Origin of the sequence: Synechococcus sp. HK05 (genome assembly GCF_019104765.1) — a bacterium.
Classification (GTDB): Bacteria; Cyanobacteriota; Cyanobacteriia; order PCC-6307; family Cyanobiaceae; genus Vulcanococcus.
The window spans coordinates 129,341-153,328 of the sequence record NZ_JAHRXJ010000011.1 but is presented as its reverse complement, the minus strand read 5'-3'; the positions used below and the strand labels follow the sequence as shown (position 1 = coordinate 153,328).

22 protein-coding genes, 1 tRNA gene and 1 other RNA gene are annotated in these 23,988 nt (G+C 65.6%); 10 read left to right on the top strand and 14 right to left on the bottom strand.

Annotated features, from left to right (window positions below; translation table 11 throughout):
* Positions 1-130 precede the first annotated feature (130 nt).
* Genes tkt through acpP form a run of 3 tightly spaced genes read right to left on the bottom strand, consistent with a single transcriptional unit; the run spans position 131 to position 3,707 of the window.
* On the bottom strand, positions 131-2,146 hold the full coding sequence (gene tkt / locus KUL97_RS10250) for a transketolase (RefSeq protein WP_217796888.1): 2,016 nt from the start codon (positions 2,144-2,146) through the stop codon (positions 131-133).
* Positions 2,147-2,205: 59 nt separating this feature from the next.
* The gene (gene fabF / locus KUL97_RS10245) at positions 2,206-3,453 is read right to left on the bottom strand and encodes a beta-ketoacyl-ACP synthase II (protein WP_217796887.1); all 1,248 of its coding nucleotides are present in this window, start codon (positions 3,451-3,453) and stop codon (positions 2,206-2,208) included.
* 11 nt (positions 3,454-3,464) lie between these two features.
* Complete coding sequence (gene acpP, locus KUL97_RS10240) at positions 3,465-3,707, bottom strand: acyl carrier protein (protein ID WP_010312348.1); 243 nt, start codon at positions 3,705-3,707, stop codon at positions 3,465-3,467.
* Between the two features lie 129 nt (positions 3,708-3,836).
* Between acpP and psaC the strand changes: the two genes are divergently transcribed.
* Entirely contained in the window at positions 3,837-4,082 is a 246-nt protein-coding gene (gene psaC, locus KUL97_RS10235; protein ID WP_006850103.1) for a photosystem I iron-sulfur center protein PsaC, read from the top strand.
* Between the two features lie 63 nt (positions 4,083-4,145).
* Positions 4,146-6,038: a glutamine--fructose-6-phosphate transaminase (isomerizing) gene (gene glmS, locus KUL97_RS10230; RefSeq protein WP_217796886.1), complete on the top strand. Its 1,893-nt coding sequence runs from the start codon at positions 4,146-4,148 to the stop codon at positions 6,036-6,038.
* 13 nt (positions 6,039-6,051) lie between these two features.
* Here the strand turns inward: glmS and KUL97_RS10225 are convergent, their stop codons facing one another.
* The 3 genes from KUL97_RS10225 to rimM form a co-directional block, all read right to left on the bottom strand.
* Positions 6,052-6,486 carry a TA system VapC family ribonuclease toxin gene (locus KUL97_RS10225; protein ID WP_217796885.1) on the bottom strand — a complete coding sequence of 145 codons (435 nt, stop codon included), beginning with the start codon at positions 6,484-6,486 and terminating at the stop codon, positions 6,052-6,054.
* Between the two features lie 262 nt (positions 6,487-6,748).
* A complete protein-coding gene (locus KUL97_RS10220; protein ID WP_217796884.1) occupies positions 6,749-8,221 on the bottom strand; it encodes a mannose-1-phosphate guanylyltransferase/mannose-6-phosphate isomerase in 1,473 nt (490 codons plus the stop codon).
* 141 nt (positions 8,222-8,362) lie between these two features.
* The gene (gene rimM / locus KUL97_RS10215) at positions 8,363-8,998 is read right to left on the bottom strand and encodes a ribosome maturation factor RimM (RefSeq protein WP_217796883.1); all 636 of its coding nucleotides are present in this window, start codon (positions 8,996-8,998) and stop codon (positions 8,363-8,365) included.
* A gap of 54 nt (positions 8,999-9,052) precedes the next feature.
* Between rimM and KUL97_RS10210 the strand changes: the two genes are divergently transcribed.
* Positions 9,053-9,235 (top strand): NAD(P)H dehydrogenase subunit NdhS, encoded by a 183-nt coding sequence (locus KUL97_RS10210; RefSeq protein WP_217796882.1) that lies wholly within the window; start codon positions 9,053-9,055, stop codon positions 9,233-9,235.
* Here KUL97_RS10210 and rnc read toward each other — a convergent pair.
* From rnc to rnpB, 3 genes are all read right to left on the bottom strand, one after another.
* Positions 9,213-9,956, bottom strand: coding sequence for a ribonuclease III (rnc, locus tag KUL97_RS10205; RefSeq protein WP_217796881.1), 744 nt, complete (start codon positions 9,954-9,956; stop codon positions 9,213-9,215). The two genes, KUL97_RS10210 and rnc, sit on opposite strands and share 23 nt — an antisense overlap.
* Positions 9,957-9,962: 6 nt before the next feature.
* A complete protein-coding gene (locus tag KUL97_RS10200; RefSeq protein ID WP_254896414.1) occupies positions 9,963-11,390 on the bottom strand; it encodes a DUF2079 domain-containing protein in 1,428 nt (475 codons plus the stop codon).
* A gap of 33 nt (positions 11,391-11,423) precedes the next feature.
* An RNA gene (gene rnpB, locus KUL97_RS10195) (RNase P RNA component class A) lies at positions 11,424-11,808 on the bottom strand.
* 34 nt (positions 11,809-11,842) lie between these two features.
* On the opposite strand from rnpB, the gene KUL97_RS10190 reads away from it, so the two are divergent.
* From KUL97_RS10190 to KUL97_RS10180, 3 genes are all read left to right on the top strand, one after another.
* Positions 11,843-11,916: transfer RNA gene (locus KUL97_RS10190), tRNA-Arg, on the top strand.
* A 94-nt stretch (positions 11,917-12,010) separates the two neighbouring features.
* Positions 12,011-12,328 carry a hypothetical protein gene (locus KUL97_RS10185; RefSeq protein ID WP_217796880.1) on the top strand — a complete coding sequence of 106 codons (318 nt, stop codon included), beginning with the start codon at positions 12,011-12,013 and terminating at the stop codon, positions 12,326-12,328.
* 36 nt (positions 12,329-12,364) lie between these two features.
* Complete coding sequence (locus tag KUL97_RS10180; RefSeq protein WP_217796879.1) at positions 12,365-12,817, top strand: hypothetical protein; 453 nt, start codon at positions 12,365-12,367, stop codon at positions 12,815-12,817.
* Here the strand turns inward: KUL97_RS10180 and KUL97_RS10175 are convergent.
* Genes KUL97_RS10175 through KUL97_RS10165 form a run of 3 tightly spaced genes read right to left on the bottom strand, consistent with a single transcriptional unit; the run spans position 12,777 to position 18,770 of the window.
* Positions 12,777-13,811, bottom strand: coding sequence for an acetate/propionate family kinase (locus KUL97_RS10175; protein ID WP_217796878.1), 1,035 nt, complete (start codon positions 13,809-13,811; stop codon positions 12,777-12,779). The two genes, KUL97_RS10180 and KUL97_RS10175, sit on opposite strands and share 41 nt — an antisense overlap.
* Before the next feature lie 7 nt (positions 13,812-13,818).
* The gene (locus tag KUL97_RS10170; RefSeq protein ID WP_217796877.1) at positions 13,819-16,344 is read right to left on the bottom strand and encodes a glycogen/starch/alpha-glucan phosphorylase; all 2,526 of its coding nucleotides are present in this window, start codon (positions 16,342-16,344) and stop codon (positions 13,819-13,821) included.
* The gene (locus tag KUL97_RS10165; RefSeq protein WP_217796876.1) at positions 16,344-18,770 is read right to left on the bottom strand and encodes a phosphoketolase; all 2,427 of its coding nucleotides are present in this window, start codon (positions 18,768-18,770) and stop codon (positions 16,344-16,346) included. The genes KUL97_RS10170 and KUL97_RS10165 overlap by 1 nt, the downstream gene beginning before the upstream one ends.
* A gap of 96 nt (positions 18,771-18,866) precedes the next feature.
* On the opposite strand from KUL97_RS10165, the gene KUL97_RS10160 reads away from it, so the two are divergent.
* Together KUL97_RS10160 and KUL97_RS10155 are read left to right on the top strand one after the other, a co-directional pair.
* On the top strand, positions 18,867-20,204 hold the full coding sequence (locus tag KUL97_RS10160) for a cation:proton antiporter (RefSeq protein ID WP_217796875.1): 1,338 nt from the start codon (positions 18,867-18,869) through the stop codon (positions 20,202-20,204).
* Complete coding sequence (locus tag KUL97_RS10155) at positions 20,164-20,715, top strand: isoprenylcysteine carboxylmethyltransferase family protein (RefSeq protein ID WP_217796874.1); 552 nt, start codon at positions 20,164-20,166, stop codon at positions 20,713-20,715. Before KUL97_RS10160 ends, KUL97_RS10155 begins: the two co-directional genes overlap by 41 nt.
* 5 nt (positions 20,716-20,720) lie before the next feature.
* Here KUL97_RS10155 and KUL97_RS10150 read toward each other — a convergent pair whose 3' ends face one another.
* Complete coding sequence (locus KUL97_RS10150) at positions 20,721-21,029, bottom strand: hypothetical protein (RefSeq protein WP_368656138.1); 309 nt, start codon at positions 21,027-21,029, stop codon at positions 20,721-20,723.
* 55 nt (positions 21,030-21,084) lie between these two features.
* On the opposite strand from KUL97_RS10150, the gene KUL97_RS10145 reads away from it, so the two are divergent.
* Positions 21,085-21,957 (top strand): alpha/beta fold hydrolase, encoded by an 873-nt coding sequence (locus tag KUL97_RS10145; RefSeq protein ID WP_217796873.1) that lies wholly within the window; start codon positions 21,085-21,087, stop codon positions 21,955-21,957.
* Positions 21,954-22,811 (top strand): galactose mutarotase, encoded by an 858-nt coding sequence (locus KUL97_RS10140; protein ID WP_217796872.1) that lies wholly within the window; start codon positions 21,954-21,956, stop codon positions 22,809-22,811. Before KUL97_RS10145 ends, KUL97_RS10140 begins: the two co-directional genes overlap by 4 nt.
* On the opposite strand, the gene KUL97_RS10135 is transcribed toward KUL97_RS10140, so the two are convergent.
* On the bottom strand, positions 22,790-23,986 hold the full coding sequence (locus tag KUL97_RS10135) for an FAD-binding oxidoreductase (protein ID WP_217796871.1): 1,197 nt from the start codon (positions 23,984-23,986) through the stop codon (positions 22,790-22,792). The two genes, KUL97_RS10140 and KUL97_RS10135, sit on opposite strands and share 22 nt — an antisense overlap.
* Positions 23,987-23,988: the final 2 nt, after the last annotated feature.

Sequence of the window (23,988 nt, the reverse complement as noted above, 5' to 3'; positions counted from 1 at the left end):
ATCGTCTTTTTCTTTCGCTCTGCAAGGCTTCTTTTCCTGCTTAGTCCTCTTCTGTGCGTTTTAAAAAGCCTATGCTGAGCGGCAAAGGCTTTCTGACGTCTTTCGAAGGGCTACTCCTGGAATTTCAACCTCACTTCAGGGCTTTTGCTTTCGCCACCACGTTGTCCACGGTGAAGCCGAACTTCTCCATGAGCAGCGGGCCAGGAGCGGAAGCACCGAAGCGATCGATCGACACGGTGTCGCCTTCGAAGCCGGTGTACTTGTGCCAGCCGAAGCTGCTGGAGGCTTCCACCACCAGGCGCTTGCGGCAGGCGGCGGGCAGCACGCTCTCGCGGTAGGCGGCGTCCTGCTCTTCGAACAGCTCCACACAGGGCATCGACACCACGCGCACGTTCTTGCCTTCAGCGCGCAGCTGGGCGGCGGCCTTCACGCAGAGGTCGAGCTCGGTGCCGGTGCCGATCAGGATCAGATCGGGCGCACCGTTGCTGTCTTCGAGGATGTAACCACCCTTGGCCACGTGATCGGCATTGGAGTTGGCCTGGTTGGCCATCGCCTGACGGCTGAGGAACAGCACGGTGGGGCGGTGACGGTTGGCCACGGCCACCTTGTAGGCACCACTGGTTTCATTGCCATCGCCGGGGCGCATCACCAGCATGTTGGGGATCGAGCGCAGGCTGGCCAGGGTTTCGATCGGCTGGTGGGTGGGGCCGTCTTCACCCAGACCGATGGAGTCGTGGGTGAGCACATAGATCACACCCAGCTCGCTCAGGGCCGAGAGGCGCATGGCACCCAGCATGTAGCCGGCAAACACAGCGAAGGTGCCGCCGTAGGGCACCAGGCCGCTGCCGTGATAAGCGAGGCCGTTGAGGATCGAGCCCATGGCGTGCTCGCGCACACCGAAGTGCAGATAGCGGTTGGCTTCGGCGCCCTTCTGGAAACCACCCTCGCCCTTGATGTCGGTGAGGTTGGAGTGGGTGAGGTCAGCGGAACCACCGATCAGCTCCGGCAGGTTGGGGCCGATGGCGTTGAGGCAGTTGTAGGAGTGCTGGCGGGTGGCCAGGCCTTTGTCGTCGGCGCTGTAGCTGGGGAGGTTGGCATCCCAGCCCTGGGGCAGTTCACCACGCAGCTGACGCTCGAACTGAGCGGCTTCGGTGGGGTACTTGGCGCGGTAGTCGGCCAGGGTGGCGTTCCAGGCGGCTTCGGCGGCAGCACCACGCTCGATCGCCTGGCGCCACTGGTCGTAAGAAGCCTGTGGCACTTCGAATTCGCCGTACTCCCAACCCAGGTTCTTGCGGGTGAGGGCGGCTTCATCAGCGCCCAGGGCAGCACCGTGCACACCGGCGGTGTTGGCTTTGTTGGGGGAGCCGTAGCCGATGGTGGTGGTCACCTTGATCATCGACGGGCGATCGGTGACGCTCTTGGCTTCCTCAATGGCGCGGGCAATACCGGCCAGGTCGGTGTTGCCGTCCTGCACGTGGATGGTGTGCCAGCCGTAGGCCTCGTAGCGCTTGAGCACATCCTCGGTGAAGGAAACGTTGGTGTTTCCGTCGATGGTGATGTGGTTGTCGTCGTACAGCGCGATCAGCTTGCCCAAGCCCAGGTGGCCGGCCAGGGAGGCGGCTTCACCGCTCACCCCTTCCTGGTGGCAGCCGTCGCCCATGATCACGTAGGTGGTGTGATCAACGAGCGTGCAATCGGGCTTGTTGAACCTGGCAGCCAGATGGGCTTCGGCCATGGCCAGACCCACAGCGTTGGCGATGCCCTGACCCAGAGGACCGGTGGTCACTTCCACACCGGCGGTTTCGAAGGTCTCGGGGTGACCGGGAGTCTTGGAGCCCCACTGACGGAACTGCTTAATGTCGTCGATGGTCACCGAGTCGTAGCCGGTGAGGTGCAGCAGCGCGTAGAGCAGCATGCAGCCGTGACCGGCCGAGAGCACGAAGCGGTCGCGGTTGAACCACTTGGGATTCTTGGGGTTGTGCTTGAGGAACTTGTCCCAAAGCGTGTAGGCCATGGGCGCGCAACCCATCGGCAGGCCCGGGTGGCCCGAGTTGCTCTTGTTGATCGCGTCGACCGCCAGGAAGCGGATGCTGTTGATGCAGAGGGAGTCGACGGACTGAGTTCCAGCGACGGGTGCGGCGACCATGGGGCTTACGGGTAAGGAGAAGGTGTGAGGAGCGGAAAAAACCGCGGTGAACTGGGGAGTCAGTTCATCCGGCGGAACGCCAGACAGACGTTGTGGCCGCCGAATCCAAAGGAGTTGGACAGCACCACATCCAGTTTCTGTTCCCGGGCTTGATTGGGAACGACATCCAGATCACATGCAGGATCCGGATTTTGATAGTTGATCGTAGGCGGCACCAGGCTGTGTTCCATCGCGAGCACAGCGGCCACGGCTTCAATGCCGCCGCTGCCGCCTAGCAGGTGGCCGGTCATCGACTTGGTGGAGCTCACTGGAATCTGCAGCGCTCGTTTGCCGAGGGAGGCTTTGATCGCTGAGGTTTCGTTGAGGTCGTTGGCGGGGGTGCTGGTGCCATGGGCATTCACGTAATCCACCGCATCCGCATCAAGGCGCGCATCGCGCAGCGCCAGGCGCATCGCTTCGGCCCCGCCCACGCCACCAGGTGAGGGGGAGGTGATGTGGTGGGCGTCGCAAGTCATGCCGTAGCCCACGATCTCCGCCAGGATCTCGGCGCCGCGGGCCTGTGCGTGCTCCAGGCTTTCGAGCACCAGCACACCGGCGCCTTCGCCGATCACAAAGCCATCGCGCTCGGCATCAAAGGGGCGGCTGGCGGTGGCGGGGTCGTCGTTGCGGAACGACAGGGCCTTGGCGCTGGCAAAGCCGGCCACCCCCAGAGGTGTGATGGCCGATTCGGCGCCACCGCAGATCATGGCGTCGGCATGGCCCAGCTGAATCAGGCGGAACGCATCGCCAATGGCGTTGGAGCCCGCGGCACAAGCCGTGGCGACAGCCGTGCTGGGGCCCTTGGCGCCGATGGCGATGGCCGTCAGGCCAGTGGCCATGTTCGGAATCATCATCGGCACGGTGAACGGGCTCACCCGCGATGGCCCCTTGTCGGCCAGCACATGGGCCTGGGTTTCCATCATCAGCAGACCGCCCACGCCGGAACCGATCGCTGTGCCGACGCGATGGGCATTGCTGTCATCGATCGTGAGGCCGGCCTGGGCCACGGCCTGCTTGGCGGCCACGACGCCGAACTGGCAGAACCGGTCCCAGCGCTTGGCCTCCTTGGGCTCGATGTAGGCGGAGGGATCGAAATCCTTCACCTCAGCGGCAAAACGGCAGGCGTGAGCGGAGGGGTCGAACAGGGTGATCCCGGCCACCCCATTGCGCCCTGTGCTCAAGCCTTCCCAATAGGAAGCAACGGTGTTGCCGATCGGTGTGACCGCGCCGAGACCGGTGACGACGACGCGGCGGAGTCCCTCCACCATCAATCAGTTCCTCAGGCCTGCTTGTCCTGGATGTACTTCACGGCGTCGCCCACGGTGGCGATGCCTTCAGCAGCCTCGTCGGGGATTTCGATGTCGAAGGCTTCTTCCAGCGCCATCACCAGCTCGACGGTATCGAGCGAGTCAGCGCCCAGATCGTTCTGGAAGTTGGATTCAGGCTTCACTTCGCCGGCGTCGACGCTCAGCTGCTCGACAACGATCGAGCGGACTTTCTCGAAGATCGCTTCCTGGGACATGGCCGGTGTGGCGGACGCCGCATCCTACGGGGCCACCTGAAACCGCCCTTAGACGTATGAACAAGGGTGACGGAGCATCGGGAGCTGCCTCCCACCGTGGGTACCTTGGGCGTCGCGTCCCGAGGCGACATGTCCCACGCCGTCAAGATCTACGACACCTGCATCGGTTGCACTCAGTGCGTGCGGGCTTGCCCCCTCGATGTGCTCGAAATGGTGCCCTGGGATGGCTGCAAGGCCGGCCAGATCGCGTCCTCGCCCCGCACTGAAGATTGTGTGGGCTGCAAGCGCTGCGAAACCGCCTGCCCCACCGACTTCCTCTCGATCCGCGTTTATCTCGGCGACGAAACCACCCGTTCCATGGGTCTGGCTTACTGAGTTTCGGCTCCCATAAGCTCAAGCCCGGCCCAAGCCGGGCTTTTTTTGTAGGCATCAGGCGGTATGTGCGGCATCGTTGCGGTGATCGGTTCGCGCGAAGCGGCCCCCCTGCTGCTGGAAGGTCTGCGGCAGCTGGAATACCGCGGCTACGACTCCGCCGGCATCGCCACGGTGAACGCGGAGCACCAGTTGAGTTGCCTGCGGGCAGAAGGGAAGCTGGTGAACCTCACCCAGCGCTTTGAGGCCCAGGGTGCAGCCGGCCAGTGCGGGATCGGTCACACCCGCTGGGCCACCCACGGCAAGCCGGAAGAACGCAACGCCCACCCGCACCTCGATGGCCCAGGCCGTGTTGCGGTGGTGCAGAACGGGATCATCGAGAACTACCGCACGCTGCGGGAAGAGCTGCAGGCAGAAGGGGTGGTGTTCCGCTCCGAAACGGACACGGAGGTGATTCCCCACCTGTTGAGCCGTGAGCTGGCCCGGCTAGTGGCGGCTGGATGCAGGCCCAGTGGAGCACTGCTGTTGCAGGCGGTGCAGGCCGTGTTGCCGCGGCTGCATGGCGCCTACGCCTTGGCGGTGGTGTGGGCTGAGTTGCCAGGTGCGCTGGTGGTAGCCCGCAAGGCAGCGCCGCTGCTGATCGGCCTTGGGGAAGGGGAATTCCTTTGCGCCAGTGATACCCCGGCCCTGGCCGGGTTCACGCGCACGATCCTGCCGCTTGAGGATGGTGAAGTGGCCTTGCTCACGCCACTCGGCATTGAGCTGTACGACGCGGCCGGTGATCGGGTGCAGCGCACACCGAGCCTGCTGAGTGGCACGGAGCACGTGGCGGATAAGCGCAGCTTCCGCCACTTCATGCTCAAGGAGATCCACGAGCAGCCGGAAACGGCAGCGCTCTGGGTGGCGCGGCATCTGCCCGAGAGCGGTGGCTTGGTGGCGCTGCCCCTCGATGAGAGCGTCTACGAAGGGGTGGAGCGAATCCAGATCCTGGCCTGCGGCACCAGCCGCCATGCGGCTCAGGTGGGGGCTTATCTGCTGGAGCAGCTGGCGGGGATTCCCACCAGCGTGTTTTATGCCAGCGAATTCCGCTATGCGCCGCCGCCGCTGGGGTCGCACACGCTCACCATCGGCGTGACCCAATCGGGCGAAACCGCCGACACGCTGGCGGCCCTGGCGATGGAGCAGGAGCGTCGCCGGGCCGTGGCCGATCCCGCGTTTGCCCCGCGGCTCTTGGGGATCACCAACCGCCCCGAAAGTTCCCTGGGCCGCCTTGTGGATCAGATCCTCGACATCGGTGCGGGCATTGAGGTGGGTGTGGCCGCCACCAAGACGTTCTTGGGGCAACTGCTGGCGTTTTACGGATTGGCTCTGGCCTTCGCTGAGCGTCGCGGCGGCGGTGCCACGGGCCATGGTCCTGAGCAGCTGCGGCAGCTGGCGGCTGGCCTGCGGGCGCTTCCGGCGCAATTGCGCGCGCTGGTGGATGACCACGACCAGCGCTGCGAAGCGATGGCCCATCTGTTCGCAGACACCCAGGACGTGATCTTCCTGGGGCGCGGTATCAACTACCCCATTGCCCTCGAAGGCGCCCTCAAGCTCAAGGAGATCAGCTACATCCACGCCGAGGGCTACCCGGCTGGCGAGATGAAGCATGGCCCAATCGCGCTGCTGGATGCGCGGGTTCCGGTGGTGTCGATCGCGGTGCCGGGCACGGTGTTCGACAAGGTGCTCAGCAACGCCCAGGAGGCCAAGGCCCGGGATGCGCAGCTGATCGGCGTGGCACCCGAGTGTGCCGATGCGGAGCTGTTCGATACGTTGCTGCCGGTGCCCACGGTGGATGAGCTGCTCAGCCCACTGCTCACCGTGATTCCGATGCAGCTGCTGAGTTATCACATCGCCGCCCACCGCGGCCTGGATGTGGATCAGCCGCGGAATCTGGCGAAGAGCGTCACGGTGGAGTGAGGGCGAAAGGCGTCTAACCCAAGCGCAACCAATCCAGCGGTGCGAAGCGTTCGAAATCCCGATCAAAACTCACCAGTCGCCAGCCCTCGCTGATCGCGAGCCCCGCCAAGTAGGCATCGGTGCACAGCCGAGCGGGTAGATCGCCAGTGCGCAGTAACTGGTGAAACACCTCCCACTCACTCTGCTCGGTCACAGCGAGCTCAACACCTGGTTGCCTGCAAAAGGCCTCCAGGAGCTTTGAGGCTGCAGCCGCGGTCATGGCGGCTGAGCCCATCACCTTGGGTTGGCACACCAAGCGCACAAGTCCCAACGCCGTGACCGTGCAGAACACAACCTGTGGGGAAGCCAGTTGCTCCCAGTAGCGCACGGCCTCTTGGTGATGGCTGTGCTGTGAGCAGGCCAACGCCAGCCAGACATTGAGATCTGGTAGATCGACTGCCCTGTTCACGAGTCCAGGAGTTCGAACAGGCCTGCGTTGCTGAGCTTGTCCGCCGCGATCGGGAGGGGGCCTTGTATCTGGGGCAACGTAGCTCGAGAACGCCGCTCGCTGGGCTTTGCCGCGCGGTCATTCAGTCCTTGTTCCACAAAGTGGCGCAGCAGCTGTTTGAGGGTGAGGCGCTCAGTGGCTGCCCTCGCCTTCAGGCGCGCAAACAAGGGGTCCGGTAGCTCTAGCGTGGTCCTCATCACGTTCGATCGCACGTGTGCGCATTTTAGTGCGCATATTGGCGTGCCGAATCGCTGCGGCCGTAGCGGTCGTCGAAGCGGCGGATGTCGTCTTCGCCGAGATAGGGGCCGCTCTGCACCTCGATCAGTTCCACAGGGATCCGCCCCGGGTTGGAGAGGCGGTGCTTGCAGCCCAAAGGGATGTAGGTGCTCTGGTTTTCACCGATCAGTTCTTCCACGCCATCTTTTTCCACCAGCGCGGTTCCGCTCACCACGATCCAGTGTTCGGCGCGGTGGTGGTGCATTTGCAGCGAGAGGCTGGCACCGGGGTTCACCACGATCTTTTTCACCTGCCAGCGCTCGCCCTCGGTAATGCCGTCGTAGCTGCCCCAGGGGCGGTAAATGCGGCGATGGGCCTTGCTCTCGCGGGCGCCTTCCCGTTCCAGTAGCCCCACGATCGTCTTCACGTCCTGGGCGCGGTCGCGATGGGCGACGAGCACCACGTCGTCGGTTTCCACCACCACCAGGTTGTCCACGCCCAGGCCCACCACCAGGCGGTGTTCGCTGCGCAGGTAGCAGTTGCTGCTGGCTTCGGAGATCACGCGGCCGCGCAGCACGTTGCCGTCGGCGTCCTGTTCCGCGGTTTCCCAGAGGGCACTCCAGCTGCCCACATCGCTCCAGCCGGCGTTGAGCGGCAGCACGGCGCCGCGGTCGGTGCGCTCCATCACGGCCACATCGATGGCCACATTTGGGCAGGCGGCGAAGGCTTCGCGCTCGAGCCGCAGGAAATCGAGGTCTTCGCTGTCGTGCTCGAGAGCGGATCGGCAGGCGCTCACCACCTCCGGTGCCAGCCGCTCCAGTTCCGCCAGGATCGCGCTGGCCTTGAACAGGAACATGCCGCTGTTCCAGGTGAAGCGGCCGCTGGCCAAGAACTGTTCGGCGGTGGCGCGGTCGGGCTTCTCCACGAAGCGGGCGATCGGCACCGGTTGCAGAGGCGCCGGATTGCCGTTGTCGGCTGTGTGGAGTGGTTCGGCGGCCTCGATGTAGCCGTAGCCCGTTTCCGGGGCGGTGGGCACGATGCCGAAGGTCACCAGCTGGCCGGCTTCTGCGGCAGCCATCCCCGCTTCCACCGCCGCGCGGAAGCCGGCGGCGTTCTGAATCACGTGGTCGGCGGCGAGCACCAGCAGCAGAGGGTCGTCGCCGTGGGTGGTGGCCTGCAGGGCTGCCACCGCTACCGCCGGCGCGGTGTTGCGGCCCATCGGCTCCAGCAGGATCGCGGCCGGCTCCACGCCGATCTGGCGCATCTGTTCGGCCACGATGAAGCGGTGGTCTTCATTGCAGATCAGCAGCGGTGGCTGTAGAGCGGCAATGCCCTCAAGCCGTTGATGGGTCTGCTGCAGCAATGTTTCGTCGCCCTCGCCCGCTAGCGCCCAGTACTGCTTGGGATAGGTGGCGCGCGAAAGGGGCCAGAGCCGGGTGCCGGTGCCGCCGCAGAGGATCACAGGAACGAGTGCGGTCATGGGCGGGCTGGGCGCAGCGGCGGCGTCTGTGCGTGCCGCTATTCCAACCCAAGGCCGGTTGACAGCCAAGGCATCTCCCGCACTGTCCAGAATTCTGTACGGACTGTTCGTTGTTTCGGACAGTAGGGAGCTGACCTGATCTCACCCCTGGTCGCTGTCGGAGTCGGTCGCATCAGCCGCATCAGGCCCGGTGTTGGCGCCCAGCTCCAGCAAGCCCGGCGGCGGGGTGATCCCGATCCAGCCCGCCTCCAGTTCCACCACAGGCACGATCGCTTCCACAAAAGGAATCCACAGCGGCGCACCATCGCCGCACGGCTCCACCTCCAGCAGATCGTTGCCGGCGTGGATCAGGTCTTTCACGGTGCCGATGCAACGCCCGGATGGCTGGCCGCTGGTGGCATCTGTGGCCTCCAGGAGCCGCACCTCCAGGCCCACCAGATCCAGCAGGTGGAATTCGCCGCGGGCCAGCTTGGGGCGATCCGCTGCCGGCACCAACAGCTCCTGGCCCACCAGGACCTCCGCGCTGCTGCGGTCGTTCACCCCCTCGAGGCGAATCACAAACAGCTCCTTCCCCGGAAGCTGACGGCCGCTCAGCAGCTCCACCTGCGTGGACACGGCCGTTTCGTTGCGTCGCCCCTGTACAGGGCGCAGCCAGCGGACACCGGGGCGGGTGAAGCGTTCGGGGAAGTCGCTGAGGGGATTCACGCGCAGTTCGCCCCGCAGCCCTTGGGCGGCCACCACGCGACCAACCACCAGCAGCTCTTGCTCCTCGGCCATAGGCCCATGCCGCACCGTCAGCCTCGATAATGGCCCCGCACCCGTGCCGCACCCATGGCTGATTCCCTGCCGATCCTGCCGGGCTCCACCGTGGTGGTGCGCGATGCCACGTCGATTTACAACGGCTACCAGGGCTTCGTGCAGCGCATCAGTGGCCGCAATGCCGCCGTGCTGTTTGAAGGCGGCAACTGGGACAAGCTGGTGACCATGCCGCTCAAGATCCTCGAGCAGGCTTGAGCGCCTGCAGTGCTGCGCGGGCAGCCTGCTGCTCGGCCTCTCGCCTCGACCGACCCCTTCCTTCCGCTGACACCCAGCCATCAAGGTTCACGCGGCATTGGAAGCGTTCTGGATCACCATGGCTTTGGCTGCGCTCTTCCGTGTGGTATCTCGGCAACCCCAGGCCCTTGGCCTGGCTCCACTCCTGGAGGGCTGATTTGCTGTTGCCTCGATGGGGATCGCTCAGCACCGCCTGGCTGGTGCGCTCCCAGATGGGTGTAAGCCAGCGGTGAATTGGCTCCAGGGAACCGCAGGCCTTGTACAGCGCGCCAATCAGCGCTTCGGTGGCCTCGGCTCGCAAGGTGGCTGCTGCGGTGGTGTCACCGCCGGCCTTGCTGCCGATGCGCAGAGCCTCGCTGATGCCAGCGCTCTGCCCCACCTCTGCCAGCCAGCGATCACTCACCAGATGGGAGCGCAGCGCCGAGCGCTCCCCCACCGCCAGAGCGGCGTGGTGGCGTTCGATGTATTCGCTGGCGGCCAGGCGCAGCACTGCATCCCCCAGGAATTCCAGCTGTTCGTGGTTGCGTGCCAGGCCCGCTGAGGTGTGCGTTAACGCTTCATCCAGGGCTGCTAGGCCCGCTCCATCGGCGTGCTGGAAGGGGGCGGCATCGGCTTCGAGCCCCAAACGCGTGAGCAGCTGCTGCAACTGGCAGACGCGGGCTTCGGGGAGGGCGTGGGGCATGGCGGTTCAGCCCTTGGAGCAGAGCACGATCGACGGATTGGCAGCTCGGCAGTTCATGCCAGCGGCTTCTGCTTGGCGGCGGATCTGAGCCACGGTTCCCCCGATTTTGGATCGCCGTACCGGCCGCAGCTTGCCGCCGATGTTGATCGGGATCTCTGGAGCGGGCAGCACGATCCAGTCGTACTGGCTGACGGCGCCGTAGCCGGGTTTCTCTATTTGCTCGATGCGGGAGCGGCCCGCCATGTGGGCGGCGTAGTTGGCGATGGTGAGCACGGAGTCGTTGGGCCCGATCTGCTGTTTGGCCTGTTGGAAATCGCGTGCCTCCTGCAAACGCGGCAGGTAGCGGCTGCTGAAATACGACACACGGCCATAGCCCAGGAAGGCGGCGACACCCAACAGCATGGTGGCGAACAGCACGCGTTTTCTACGCAGCAGCGACGCCTGGTTGCTCTGGGCCAGGGCATCGATGCAGGCGCCGATCAGAAAGGCAAGGATGCCAATTGAGTAGTGGTGGTTGAGTTCCCGCTGGATGCTTGAGGCCGAAATGATGTTGGTGAGATAGATCGGCGAACACCCCAACAGTGCCCTCCAGGAAGCGCGCCCCAGCAGCGCCAGGAAAGGCAGTGTCAGCCCGAGGCTGTAGAGCAGGATCGAATCCGGTGAAGACTCGTGCAACACCACCCAGGGCCTGGTGAGCAGGGTGGTGAGGATCTCCAGCTTGCTGTCGCCTAGATAGGCCAGGCGGATGCCCACGTGATCGCCACCCGCTGATGACATCTCCGTGGCCAGGAACCACCACCCCAGCGAGAGCGCCAGGGTAATGGCGGCTCGGTTGCGTTGTCCTTTGGCGAGGGCGTAGAGACCGAGCCCGATGCCGAACAGCGCCTGGGCGTTCTTAGCGAACAGGGTGAGCAGCAGGCAGGGGTAGTAGAGCCAGCGCCTGGGTTGATCTGCCTCGCGGATCGCCACCAGCATCAGCGGCAGGGTGAGCACATCGGAGTGGAAGTCACCGCGATTCACCAGGAAGCCGTAGGGGGAGAGCACGATGGCGAGCGCCAGGGCCCAGGTGAGGCCCCGATTCACCCCTTTGCGCAGGCAGAGATCTGCCGCCAATGCGGGCATGCAGCCAATGGCGAGCGATTGCAGCCCCAGCAGCGTGTAGGCGTTGGGCGAGAGCTTGTAGACCAGCGCGATCGGGAGCAGCAGCAGGGAGAAGTGGTCCTGCAGGGGGGTGATGTTGCGCAGGCTGCTGATCTGGTTAAGGCCACCGTTGGCGATCAGCCAGTTGAACTGCTCGAAGATTCCTAGATCCCACACCTGGGACCCCAGGAGGTAGTGCTGCCAGGCGGTGGAGCTGAACAGCACCGCGGTGTAGAGAACCGAAAGGATGACAAACGGCCGCCTAGATGGGTGCACCGAGGAAGGCATCGGCATCGGTTCTGGGCGCGAATGGAAGTGCTGCTGAAGGGGTGAAAGCAGGACGTAAGCCGGGTTCTGTTCTCCGAAGTGCCGAAGCGCTCCGGGGGTGATCATCTGTCTGGGACCACCGTTACCGGTGGCCTCGAGCGGCGCGCTTGAAGCGGGACGGGTGTCATGGCCAACCGTTGTCCCTGGGCCTTGCTCCTAGCCGGGGTTTACCGAGCCAGCACCTCTCGATGCTGCTGGTGCGCTCTTACCGCACCTTTGCACCCTTGCCTGATCGGGGGCGAGCCCCCGCCATCGGCGGTGTGTTTCTGTGGCACTCTCCTCACGGTCACCCGCACTGGGCGTTACCCAGCAAGCCTGGCCATTGGGGAGCCCGGACTTTCCTCAACCGACGCGGGCGCCGGTCGCGATCACCTCGCCTGCTTTCAGCACCCATAATGCCGATGCGGGCTTGTCCGCATGGGGCTGTAGCTCAGCCGGATAGAGCGACGGTTTCCTAAACCGTAGGTCGTGGGTTCGAGTCCCGCCAGCCCCGTAGCCCGGATCCTCCACTCGGTATCCAGCACTACGGGTAGCGGGATGGCGAATCAGGCCGCTGCCGCTAGCGTGGCCGCAGTCGCCACGAGCCCATGGCACAGCTGCATGATCTCCGGCTGAGGCTGTTGGTGCAACAGGAAAGCGAGCAGATCGTTGAAAACCTGCCCGATGGGCTGGATCTTTCGGTGATTCAGGCCCGTTGCCTGTGCTGGTTGGCCCTGCTGGCGGAGGCCCATGAAGACAGCGCCAATGAGGCAGTGGCCGATGGCGATACCGATCAGGCCATGGCCTGGTTTGCCGACTCCATGCGCCTGCGGGATGTGATTCAGGTGGTGAGTTCGATTGAAATCCCCATCCCTGGTGCCAGCGATGATCCTGATGGCGCCTGCGAGGATTACCGCGCTGCTTGATGCCATGATGGGCAGTGAAACGCCAAGGGGACTGCGGTGCCGGAAGAGCCCTGCCAATGCCCTGACTGCCAGCGCTTCTACCGGGAGCACGACCGTCTGATCCGGGAGAACCCCACCCTGCGGCAGCAGCAGGAGCTCAGCTGGGCTGCGTTGCAGTCATTTCGCACCCTGGCCGGTCGCGCCCTCGAAGAACTGCAGAAAACCCATGGCGACGCGGAGAACGCCGTGGCCCCTGCCGCCGCTGCTGGTGGCCCCGCCGAGCCCGCTGAGCAAGACGCGATGCAACAGGCCATCGCCGACCTCGAAAACATCAACGCCCATCTGTTTTCGATCGAGGCCCTGATGGAGCGCATCTTTGATGTGCGCGTGCCCGAAGCCGTGGAGCAAACCTTCCGTGAGCTGGCGGGTGAGCTGGCTCCCGATCCACTCAATGCCGATCGGCTGCGGCTCAACCGCCTCCTGCACCAAACACCGGATCTGCCCGGCTGATCAGTCGGGCGATCATGCCCTCTTCATCGGCGGGTACGCGCAGCCAGCCCACGGGACCCAGCCAGCTCAGGGTGGCTTTGAGCTCTTCGAGGAGTTGATCGTCGTGGGCGCCGATGCCGCCGCTCAGGGCGATCTGATCCACGCCCCCCAGGCTGGCGGCCATCGCTCCGATCTCGCGCCGCAACCGGTGCAGGAACACCGCGAGTGCGAGCCGAGCGCCGTGATGACCCGCCCCTGCGGCTGAGCGCAGCTGGCGCCAATCACCGCTCAGCTCCGATAGCCCCAGCAGGCCGCTCTGGCGATTCAGCCCTTGATCCAGGTCCTCCAGGCTCAGGCCCTGGCGTTGCAGATGCAGCAGCAAGCCAGGGTCGACACTGCCGCTGCGGCTGGCCATCACCAGCCCCTCCAGCGGGGTGAAGCCCATGGTGGTGTCGATGCTGCGGCCATCGCGCACGGCGGCCAGGGAGCAGCCCGCCCCGAGATGGGCGCTGATCAATCGTGGGCAGGCCACGGCCTCGGCCACATGCTGGTGATTGAGGCCATGGAAGCCATAGCGGCGGCAGCCCTGTTGCCGCCAGGCGGTGGGGATGGCGTAGGTGCTGGCTTCTGGGGGCAGGCTGGCGTGGAAGGCCGTGTCGAAACAGGCCCACTGGGGGAGTTGTGGCTGCCAGGCCTGCAGCCAGCGGATCGCCTCCAGGGCCGGCGGATTGTGCAGTGGGGCAAGGGCCGAGATCGCATCCAGCTGCTCCAACACCGCGGGCGTCACCCGGGTGGTGGCGGTGAACGCCTCACCGCCATGCACCACCCGATGGCCGGCTGCCTGGAGCTGGGGCCGCCAGGGTTCCAGCTGGGGCGCCAGCCACTGGCTGAGTTGCTCCGCCAGTGGGCCCTGCCGATCCGCTTCGGCGCGCCAGTGTTCGCAGGCGCTGGCCGCCGTGGCGGTGAGCACGGCGGCCTTGAGGCTGGAGCTGCCCACATTGAGCACCAGCAGCATTGCGGCTCTACTCGTCGAGGTTGCAGGTGATCGTTACCGGGAAGCTTTCCGCCTTCCAGATCCGCTCGGCGTAGTCGCGGATCGAGCGATCTGAGGAGAAGAAGCCGGTGCGGGCGCTGTTCAGTAGCGACATGCGGTTCCAGGCGTTGCGATCGGCCCAGGCCTGGCTCACCTGCTGCTGCACCCGCAGATAATCCGCAAAATCCGCCAGCACGAAGAAGGGATCGCGGCCGGTGAGGTTTTCCAGCAGTGGCCGGAATAGATCACCATCGCCGTTGCTGAAGTGGCCCTGCTCCACCAGCTTGAGCACTTCGCGCAGCTCGGGTTGTTGGGCGATCAGCTCCCAGGGGCGATAGCCCTCGGTGTGAAGAGCGGTCACTTCCGTTTCGGTCATGCCAAACAGGAAGAAGTTGTCGGCGCCCACCTGCTCGCGGATCTCCACATTGGCGCCATCGAGTGTGCCGATCGTGAGGGCGCCATTCATGGCGAATTTCATGTTGCCGGTGCCGGAGGCCTCCAGGCCGGCGGTGGAGATCTGCTCGGAGAGATCGGAGGCCGGATACACCCGTTCCCCCAGCTTCACGTTGTAATCCGGCAGGAACACCACCCGCAGGCGCCCATCCATGTCGGGATCGGCGTTCACCGTTTCGGCGATGCCGTTGAGGAAGCGGATGATCAGCTTCGCCATGTAGTAACCCGGCGCTGCCTTGCCGCCGAAGATCACCGTGCGCGGCGCCATGCCTTCGGCCTGGCCGTTTTTGATGCGCAGGTAGTGGGCGATCACCTGCAGGGCGTTGAGGTGTTGACGCTTGTATTCGTGGATGCGCTTCACCTGCACATCAAACAGTGAGGCGGGATCCACCAGCAGGCCACTCTGGCGGTGGATGTAGCTGGCCAGGTGGCGTTTGCTGGCGAGCTTGGTCTGCTCCCAGCGCTCCAGGAAGCTGCTGTCGTTCTGGTATTGCTCCAGCTGGCGCAGTTGATCGAGATCGGCAACCCAGCCCTCGCCGATGGTTTCGGCCAGCAGCTGGCGCAGGGCTGGATTCGCCAGGGCTACCCAACGGCGGGGGGTGACGCCATTGGTCACATTGGTGAATTTCTCGGGCCAGAGCGCCGCGAATTCCGGCAGCAGCTTGGTGCGCACCAGTTCGCTGTGCAGGGCCGCCACGCCGTTCACGTGGTGGGAGGCCACCGTGGCCAGGTTGGCCATTCGCACGGCCTTGCTGCCCTCCTCATCAATGATCGACACCTTGCGCAGCAGTGCTTCGTTGCCCGGATACTTCAGGCGCACGGTTTGCAGGAAGCGGCGGTTGATCTCGTAGATCAGCTCCAGGTGGCGGGGCAGCAACGAGCCGAACAACGGCAGGCCCCATTTCTCCAGGGCTTCCGGCAACAGGGTGTGGTTGGTGTAAGCGAGTGAGCGGCTGGTGATGTCCCAGGCCTGATCCCACTCCAGGTGCTTGTCGTCGATCAGCAGCCGCATCAGTTCGGCCACCGCGATCGCCGGGTGGGTGTCGTTGAGCTGCACCGCCCAGTGATCGGGGAACTCGTGCACGGGGATGCCCCGCTGGTCGAGGTTGCGCAGCATGTCTTGCAGGGAGCAGCTCACGAAGAAGTGCTGCTGCTTCAGGCGCAGGCGGCGGCCCTCATCGGTGCCGTCGTTGGGATAGAGCACCTTGGAGAGGGTCTCGCTGCCCACCTTCTCTTCCACGGCGCCGTAGTAGTCGCCGATGTTGAAGGCATAGAAATCGAAGCTCTCGCTGGCATCGGCCCGCCAGAGCCGCAGCCGGTCGCAGGTGTTCACGCGGTAGCCGAGCACCGGCACGTCGTGGGGCACACCGATGGCATGTTCCTCCGGGATCCAGCGCACGCGGTAGTTGCCGCGTTCATCGCGGTAGCTCTCGGTGCGGCCGCCGAAGCCCACGAAACAGGCCTGATCCGGGTGGGGGATTTCCCAGGGCCACCCCCCCTTGAGCCATTTATCGGTGATCTCCACCTGCCAGCCATCGCGGATCAGCTGATCGAAGATCCCGAACTCGTAGCGGATGCCGTAGCCGGTGGCCGGGATCTCGAGGCTGGCCAGCGATTCCATGAAGCAGGCCGCCAGGCGCCCGAGGCCGCCATTGCCCAGGCCGGGCTCCTCTTCCACTTCGAGGATTTCGTCGAGCCGTTCGATGCCGAAGCGCCGCAGGGCTTCTTCGGCTGCCTCCTGGATGCCGAGCATCAGCAGGTTGTTGCCCAGCTGCGGGCCAATCAGGAATTCGGCCGAGAGGTAGGCCACCACGCGGGTGGGGGTGGCGTTGATCGCTTCGATGCCCGCCAGATAGCGGGTCATCAGCCGGTCGCGCACGGCGTGGCTCAGGGCCAGGTAGAGGTCGTGGCGACTGGCGGTGGGGGCGAGCTTTCCGAGGGTGTAGAAGAGGTGTTCGGCCATGCCGTCGAACACGTCATCGGCGCTGAGGCCGCTGCGGTCGGGGTCGGCGTAGCAACCCGGGGTGGGCAGCTGCAGGTGGCGGGGTTGGGGCTCGTGCATCAGTTGGCCTCCTGGCAGTTGCGATCGGTGGCGGTCCATTGCCAATCAGTGATGGCGGGGGCATCCATGCCGTGCTCATGGGCATAGCGCCGATTGGCGAGGATCGCCTCCTTCATCTGCTCTTTCACATGGGCGGCGCGTGACCCTAACCCCGGTACACGGTCAATCACATCGATCACCAGATTGAAGCGGTCGATCTGGTTGTTCATCGCCAGCTCGAGCGGGGTGTTGATGTTGCCCTTCTCCTTGTATCCGCGCACGTGGAAGTTGCCGTGGTTGGTGCGGCGGTAGGTGAGGCGGTGGATCAGCCACGGGTAACCGTGGAAGTTGAAGATCACCGGTCGGTCGGTGGTGAACAGTGTGTCGAAATCACGATCACTGAGGCCGTGGGGGTGCTCGCTGGGCTGGGTGAGGGCGAAGAGTTTCACCACATTCAGCACGCGCACCTTCAGGCTTGGGATCTCGCGTCGCAGGATTTGCACCGCCGCCAACGTTTCCTTGGTGGGGATGTCTCCGGCGCAGGCCATCACCACATCGGGTTCATCGGGCTCATGGCCGTTGTGGTCGTTGCTTGCCCAGCTCCACAGGCCGATCCCCTTGGCCACATGGGCACGGGCCTGCTCCAGGGTGAGGTACTGCAGGTGCTTCTGCTTATCGCTCACGATGATGTTGCACACATTTGGCTCCACCAGCGCCTCTTCAGCCACCGCCAGCAGTGCATTTGCATCGGCGGGGAGGTAGACCCGCACCACATCGCCGCTCTTGTTGCCCGCCAGATCGATGAAGCCGGGATCCTGGTGGGTGAAGCCGTTGTGGTCTTGCCGCCACACGGTGGAGGAGATCAGACACGTCCAGGGGGCGATCGGCGCGCGCCAGGGGGCGTGATGCAGGCAGCTCTCCAACCACTTGGCGTGCTGGTTGAACATCGAGGCGATCACATGGGCGAAGGCCTCGTAGGTGTGGAAGAAGCCGTAACGGCCGGTGAGCAGATAACCCTCCATCATTCCCACCAGTGTGTGCTCGCTGAGCATTTCCACCACGCGGCCGCTGCGGGAGAGCTCGCTGCCGTTGAGGTCTTCCGGCAGGAAGTCCTCCATCCACACCTTTTTGCTTTGCTCGTAGATCGCCTGCAGGCGGTTGGAGGCGGTTTCATCCGGGCCGAACACCCGCAGTGAATCGGGGTTCAGGCCAATCGCATCCCGCAGGAGTTCGCCGAGCACCGCCGTGTTCTCGTGCTGCACGCTGCCCGGCTTGGGCACCGCCACGGCGTAGTTGGCGATGGCAGGCAGCTGCAGCTTGCGCCGCAACAGACCGCCATTGGCATGGGGATTGGAGCCCATCCGGCGGTTGCCCTGCGGTGAGAGGGCCTGGAGCTCGGGCTTGAGCCTGCCCTCTTCATCGAACAGCTCCCAGGGCCGGTAGCTCTTCAGCCAGCCCTCCAGCTGCTGCAGCTGGGCGCTGTCGTGGCGGGGGTTGGGCAGGGGCACCTGGTGGGCCCGCCAGAACCCCTCCAGCTTCTTGTCGCCCAGGGCGGCAGGACCGGTCCAGCCTTTGGGGGAGCGCAACACGAGCATCGGCCAGTGGGGCCGTTGGGCTTCGCCGCTGCGGCGTGCTTCGGTCTGAATGGCTTGGATGCGGCCGATGGCGTGGTCCATGGCGGAGGCCATGGCGGCGTGCATCGCCATCGGCTCACTCCCCTCCACAAACAGGGGCTCCCAGCCGTAGCCCCGCAGCAAACTGGCCAGCTCCTCCCGCGGGATCCGCGCCAGCAGGGTGGGGTTGGCGATCTTGTAGCCGTTCAGGTGCAGCACCGGCAGCACGGCGCCATCGCTGATCGGGTTGAGGAACTTGTTGATGTGCCAGCTGGTGGCCAGCGGGCCGGTTTCCGCTTCGCCATCGCCCACGCAGGCCAGGGCGATCAGATCGGGGTTGTCGAACACGGCGCCGCAGGCGTGCGAGAGCACGTAACCCAGTTCGCCTCCCTCATGGATGGAGCCGGGGGTTTCCGGGGTGCAGTGGCTGCCGATGTGGCCGGGGAAGGAAAACTGCTTGAAAAACCGCTGGAGCCCAGTCGCATCCTGCGATTTGTCGGGGTAGATCTCCGAGTAGGAGCCATCGAGATAGGTGGGTCCGAGCACCCCCGGTGCCCCGTGCCCTGGCCCCGACAAATAGATCATGTCGAGGTTGTGCTCGCGGATCAGCCGGTTGGCGTGGGCCCAGATGAAGGCCTGGCCCGGGCTTGAGCCCCAGTGGCCCAGAAGGCGGTTCTTGATGTGTTCGGGCCGCAGCGGCTCGCTGAGCAGCGGGTTGTCCTGGAGGTAGATCATCCCCACCGCCAGATAGTTGGCGGCGCGCCACCAGGCATCGATCCGCTCAAGCTGCTCGTTGGAGATGGCAGCCGCTGTGTTGGCTGGGCTCAGGGTCATGGGGAGGCACCCTCAGGCTCTTCGCGGAACGTAGCCGTTGTCACAGGGCGTAGCCCGGCAGGGCGAGACTCTCGTGCGGAATTGCCCACGTCGTTGATGCCGGAGATCGGAGCGCACCAGCTCGAGGTGGCTGAAACCCTGATCGGGGTTGGCCGCTTCCTGGTGATTTTTGTGGCCGCCAGGTTGCTGGCTGAGCTGCTCGTGCGCTGGCAGCTGCCCACGATCCTTGGGGAGCTGGTCGCTGGTGTGATCATTGGTGCCTCCGGCCTGCATCTGATCGTTCCGCCGGAAACCCAGGCCGCTGTGAGCCAGGGCCTGTTGCAGCTGGTGGGCTCGCTGGCGGATGTGCCGCCGGATGTGGTCACGCACCTCTACGCCGAAACCTTCCCCTCGCTGCAGACCGTGGCCACCCTCGGACTGTTTGCGCTGCTCTTCCTCACAGGGCTTGAGAGTGATCTCGATGAGCTGGTGGCGGTGGGTACCCAGGCCACCACGGTGGCTGTGGCAGGGGTGGTGCTGCCCTTCGCCCTGGGCACCGCTGGCCTGATGGGCCTGTTTCACGTGGAGGTGATCCCGGCGGTGTTTGCCGGGGCCTCGATGACGGCCACGAGCATCGGCATCACCGCCAGCGTGTTTGGCGAGCTGAAGATGCTGCGCTCGCGCGAGGGCCAAATTGTGATTGGCGCCGCCGTGCTCGACGACATCCTCGGCATCGTGATCCTCGCGGTGGTGGTGAGCCTCGCCGGTGGCGGCAGCCTGGAGGTCGGCCCGATCCTCAAGCTGGTGGCCGCCGCGGTGGTGTTTGTGGTGGCGGCCATCGGCCTGAGTCGCACTGCGGCGCCTGGCTTCGATTGGGTGATTGATCGGCTCAAGGCCCCCGGTGATGTGGTGGTTGCCTCCTTCGTGGTGCTCACCCTCTGCTGCTTCGCCGCCACCGCCATCGGTCTTGAGGCGGCGCTGGGCGCGTTTGCGGCCGGCTTGATCCTGAGCAAGTCGAACCACAGCCACGCGATCGAAGCCGCGGTGAAGCCTGTGGTGGCGCTGTTCGCCACGATTTTCTTTGTGTTGATCGGCACCGGCATGGATCTCTCGGTGCTCAACCCCCTCGATCCCGCCAACCGCCCAGGCTTGGTGGTGGCCGCCTTCCTGCTGGTGGTGGCCATCGCCGGCAAGGTGGTGGCGGGCTGGTGCTTCCTCTCCAACCAACCCACCCAGCGCCTGGTGGTGGGCTTAGGGATGATGCCCCGCGGCGAAGTGGGCTTGATCTTCCTGGGCCTTGGCACCCAGGCGAAGCTGCTCAGCCCTGCTCTTGAGGCCGCCATTTTGTTGATGGTGATCGGCACCACCTTCCTGGCGCCGGTGCTGCTCAGACTGGTGTTGGCTGGCAAGAGCGATGGACCCGACCTCGACCCCCTCGCCGAAATCCCCACTTAAAGGCTGGCAATTCAGCTGGGGCGGTTGGTTTGACAACCGCCACGGCGAATGGTGGCTGCTCGCGCAGATGCTGCTGATCGCGGCCCATCTGTTACCCCCCTGGCCGGCGCCGGGCAGCTGGGGGTACGCCTGGCCGCTGCCGGTGGCTTTGGCTGGCGCCTTGCTGTTTGTGGTGGGCCTGCTGTTGGCGGCCCAGGCCTTTTGGCGGCTGGGGTCCAGCCTCACGCCTTTGCCGGATCCCAAACCTGGCGCTGCCTTGATCACCAGCGGCGCTTACGGGCGCTGCCGCCATCCGCTGTATCAGGCCGTGTTGCTCTGCTCGCTGGGGGTGGTGCTGGCCCTCGGCAGCCTGTTGCACCTGGCGCTGCTGTTCGGGCTCTGCGCCGTGTTGGGTGGCAAGGCCCGGCGAGAGGAGCGGATGCTGCTGGTTGTGCACCCGGAGTACGTGGCCTATCGGGCATCGACCCCGGCGATCATCCCCGGATTGCCTTGGCTGGACTGGCGGTGTTGAACCGTCTACTCGTTGCGGCTGGCGGCCAACCCCCAGAACAGTCCGTAGAGCGCCGCCACGAGGCCCAGGCTTGTGCCCCAGCCCGGGCCTAGAGCCCAGCCCAGGGCCAGGTTGATCACAGCCCCAGCGCCCAGGGCCAGCAGCAGGCTGCTCACCACCAGGGCCACCAGCTGGCTGCTCTCATCCAGTGGCCCTGCCGCCAGAGCCTCTTCGAGGTGGCTGAGCGGGGCACTCAGCGGTAAGTACACCGCCAGGGCCCACAGCGCGGTGCCGGGCAGCAGCAGGGCCCAGCTTTCGGGAATCCAGTCGGGCACCAGCAGCCGGCGGGGAAGGTCTCCCTAGCATCCACCACCCAGCCAGGTGTTGCCGGTGACCGTTGCAGCGGCGTGGTCCTTTGAGGGCCATCCGATCCACAGCCTTAGCCGTGAGCCCGAGGGCGCGACCCAGGGCCCCGCGATTCTTTTGGTGCATGGCTTCGGGGCGTCCACCGACCACTGGCGCTTCAACATCCCCGTGCTTGCCGAGCACTACGAGGTGCACGCCCTCGATTTGCTGGGCTTCGGCCGCAGTGCGAAGCCCGCAGGCCCCCGCTACGGCGGTGCGCTGTGGCGCAATCAGCTGGTGGCCTACGTGCACGAGCGCATCGGCCGGCCCACGGTGCTGGTGGGCAATTCTCTCGGCGGTTACGCGGCCCTGGCGGCCGGGGCCGCGTTGGGCGATCAGTGCGCCGGCGTGGCCTTGCTGAATGCAGCCGGCCCCTTCTCCGATGAGCAGGGTGAACCGAAGGGCTGGGGTGCGATCACCCGCCGCACCATCGGCAGCGCTTTGCTCAAGAGCCCAATCCTGCAGCGGCTGCTCTTCGAGAACATGCGCCGCCCCGGCAATGTGCGCCGCACTCTCAAGCAGGTGTACATCGACCCCACCAACGTGGACGACGCGTTGGTCGAGTCGATCCTGCGGCCGAGCCGCGACCCTGGTGCCTTCGGGGTGTTCCGCACCGTGTTCGATATTCCCCGCGGCCAGCCCCTTGATGAGCTGTTTGCACAGCTGCAGGCCCCGCTGCTGCTGCTCTGGGGGATTCGCGACCCGTGGATCAATGCCGCCGGTCGTCGCGGTGCTTTCCAGCGCCATGCCCCGGCCAACACCACCGAGGTGGTGCTCCAAGCCGGCCATTGCCCCCACGACGAGGTGCCGGATCAGGTGAACCGGGCCATGGTGGAGTGGCTGGCCACGCTCCCATGACCCTCACCCGCCACGATGCTCCCTTTCCCCATTGGGTGTTAACGGCGGCCAGCGGCGATCAGCTGCGGGTGGTGCCCGAACGGGGTGGTTTGGTGGTGGGTTGGCGCTGCGGCGGCGAGGAGCGGCTGTATTTCGATGCCGAGCGTTTTGCGGATCCCAGCAAGAGCGTGCGCGGTGGCATCCCGGTGCTCTTTCCCGTGTGCGGGAACCTGCCGGGCAATCAGTTGGTGTTGCCTCAGGGTTCGTTCCCGATGGCGCAGCACGGCTTTGCGCGGGATTTGCCCTGGGACCTTGCGGCGCTGGAGGCTGGCGATGGGATTCGCCTCACCCTCAGCGATAGTCCCGCCACCCACAGCGCCTATCCCTTTCGGTTTCAACTGAGCCTCGACTATCAGCTCGAGCCCGATGCGCTGGCGATTCGAGCGGTGGTGGAACACCGGACCGGTGCGGCAGACGCTGGGCCGATGCCGTTTGCCCTGGGCCTGCACCCCTATCTGCAGGTGGAAAGCCTCGCTCAGGCCCGGGTGGATGGCGTGCCTGAGCAGTGTTGGGATCACCTCACAGCTGCCGAGGCAGCCACGGCCGACCAGCTGGCCCGGCTGGAGCAGGGCGTGGACCTGCGGGTGGAATGCCTCGGCGCTGCTGGTTCAGGGCCTCAGGTGTGCACCGGTGATGGCACCGCTGTGGAGCTGCAGATGCAGCCGCCCTTCGTCCATGCCGTGTTGTGGAGCGATCCGCCCAGGCCGATGCTCTGCCTTGAGCCCTGGAGTGCACCCCGCGGCGAGCTGGGACAGCACCTGCTGCCCGGTGAACGCTGCGAACTTCGCTGTCGCTACCGGCTAACAGTGGTCTGAACCACCCCCGGCAGCCGGCCGCGGGCCAGTTGTTGCAACGGATCGAATTCCCGTTTCAGCGCTTCGATCACGGCGGAAGCGGGACTGGCTTCCCAGCAGGGCAGGGGCGGGTTTGCACTCGCCGGCTGCAGCAGCACACTCAGCTGGCCGCCCAGGGCACGGCAGCGCTGCCGCAGCTGCTCCACCCGGTAGCTGGGCAGGGTGGCGGCTTCAGCCCAGGCCACGCCCAGGCCGGGCCCCGCCGCCAAGCAGCAGGCCACCCCGTTCAAGGCAGGATCCGCCAGAAGGGCCGCCGCCGAGGCGGGCTTCACGCCCAGTTGCAGGAGCCAGGCGCCGCTGCCCTGGCGGCTCTGGCTTTCCAGCTCCAGCAGGACATCGGCATCCAAGCCCTGCACCTCCAGGCCGAGTGCCGCCGCCGCCTCGCAATGCTGGCTGAGCTGATCGGTGATGGCGGCGCTGCTCACGCTGGCGAGGGCGAGCAGCAGGGCCGGTTGACCATGGCCAGCGAGCGCTGCGCTCCACCAGTCGAGTCGCTGGGGCATCAGCGGAGCCTGGAGGCAACGGCGTCGCAGCTGCTCGAGGTTCTCCAGGGGGCCTTGCACCAGCAGGCCGCGGCGATGCCGAGGCAAGGGATAGGTGCGCAGGGTGAGCTGAGTGATCAGGCCGAGGCTGCCCCAGCTGCCGCAGAACAGGCGCATCAGGTCGTAGCCGGCCACGTTCTTCACCACCTTGCCGCCTGCTTTGGCGGCCGTGCCATCGGCCCGCAGCAGGCTGAGACCGATCAGCTGGTCGCGCACCCCCATATAGCGCTGGCGTAGGCCCCCGGCCAGGCCCCGGGCCACCAAGCCCCCCACCGTGCCGCTGGCTTCGCCGTTGGGGCCACTGCCCCAGGGCCAGTCGATGGCCAGCCATTGGCCCGCTGCCCTCAGCTCTTCTTGCAGGGTTTGCAGGGGCATCCCCGCTTGCACCGTCACCGTGAAATCGCCGGCGCAGTGCTCAACGAGTTGGTTGAGCTTGCGCGTGCTGAGCACGCGTGGTTCGCTTTCCCCACTGCCGGGCAGCACCGGCGCGCCCCACTGCAAACGGCTGCAACTGCCGGCGGCGAGCCAGGGCAAGGCCTGCTGATGCCAGTCCCGCACCAGCTCCTGCAGCTCGCTGGGCTCAGGGCAGATCACGG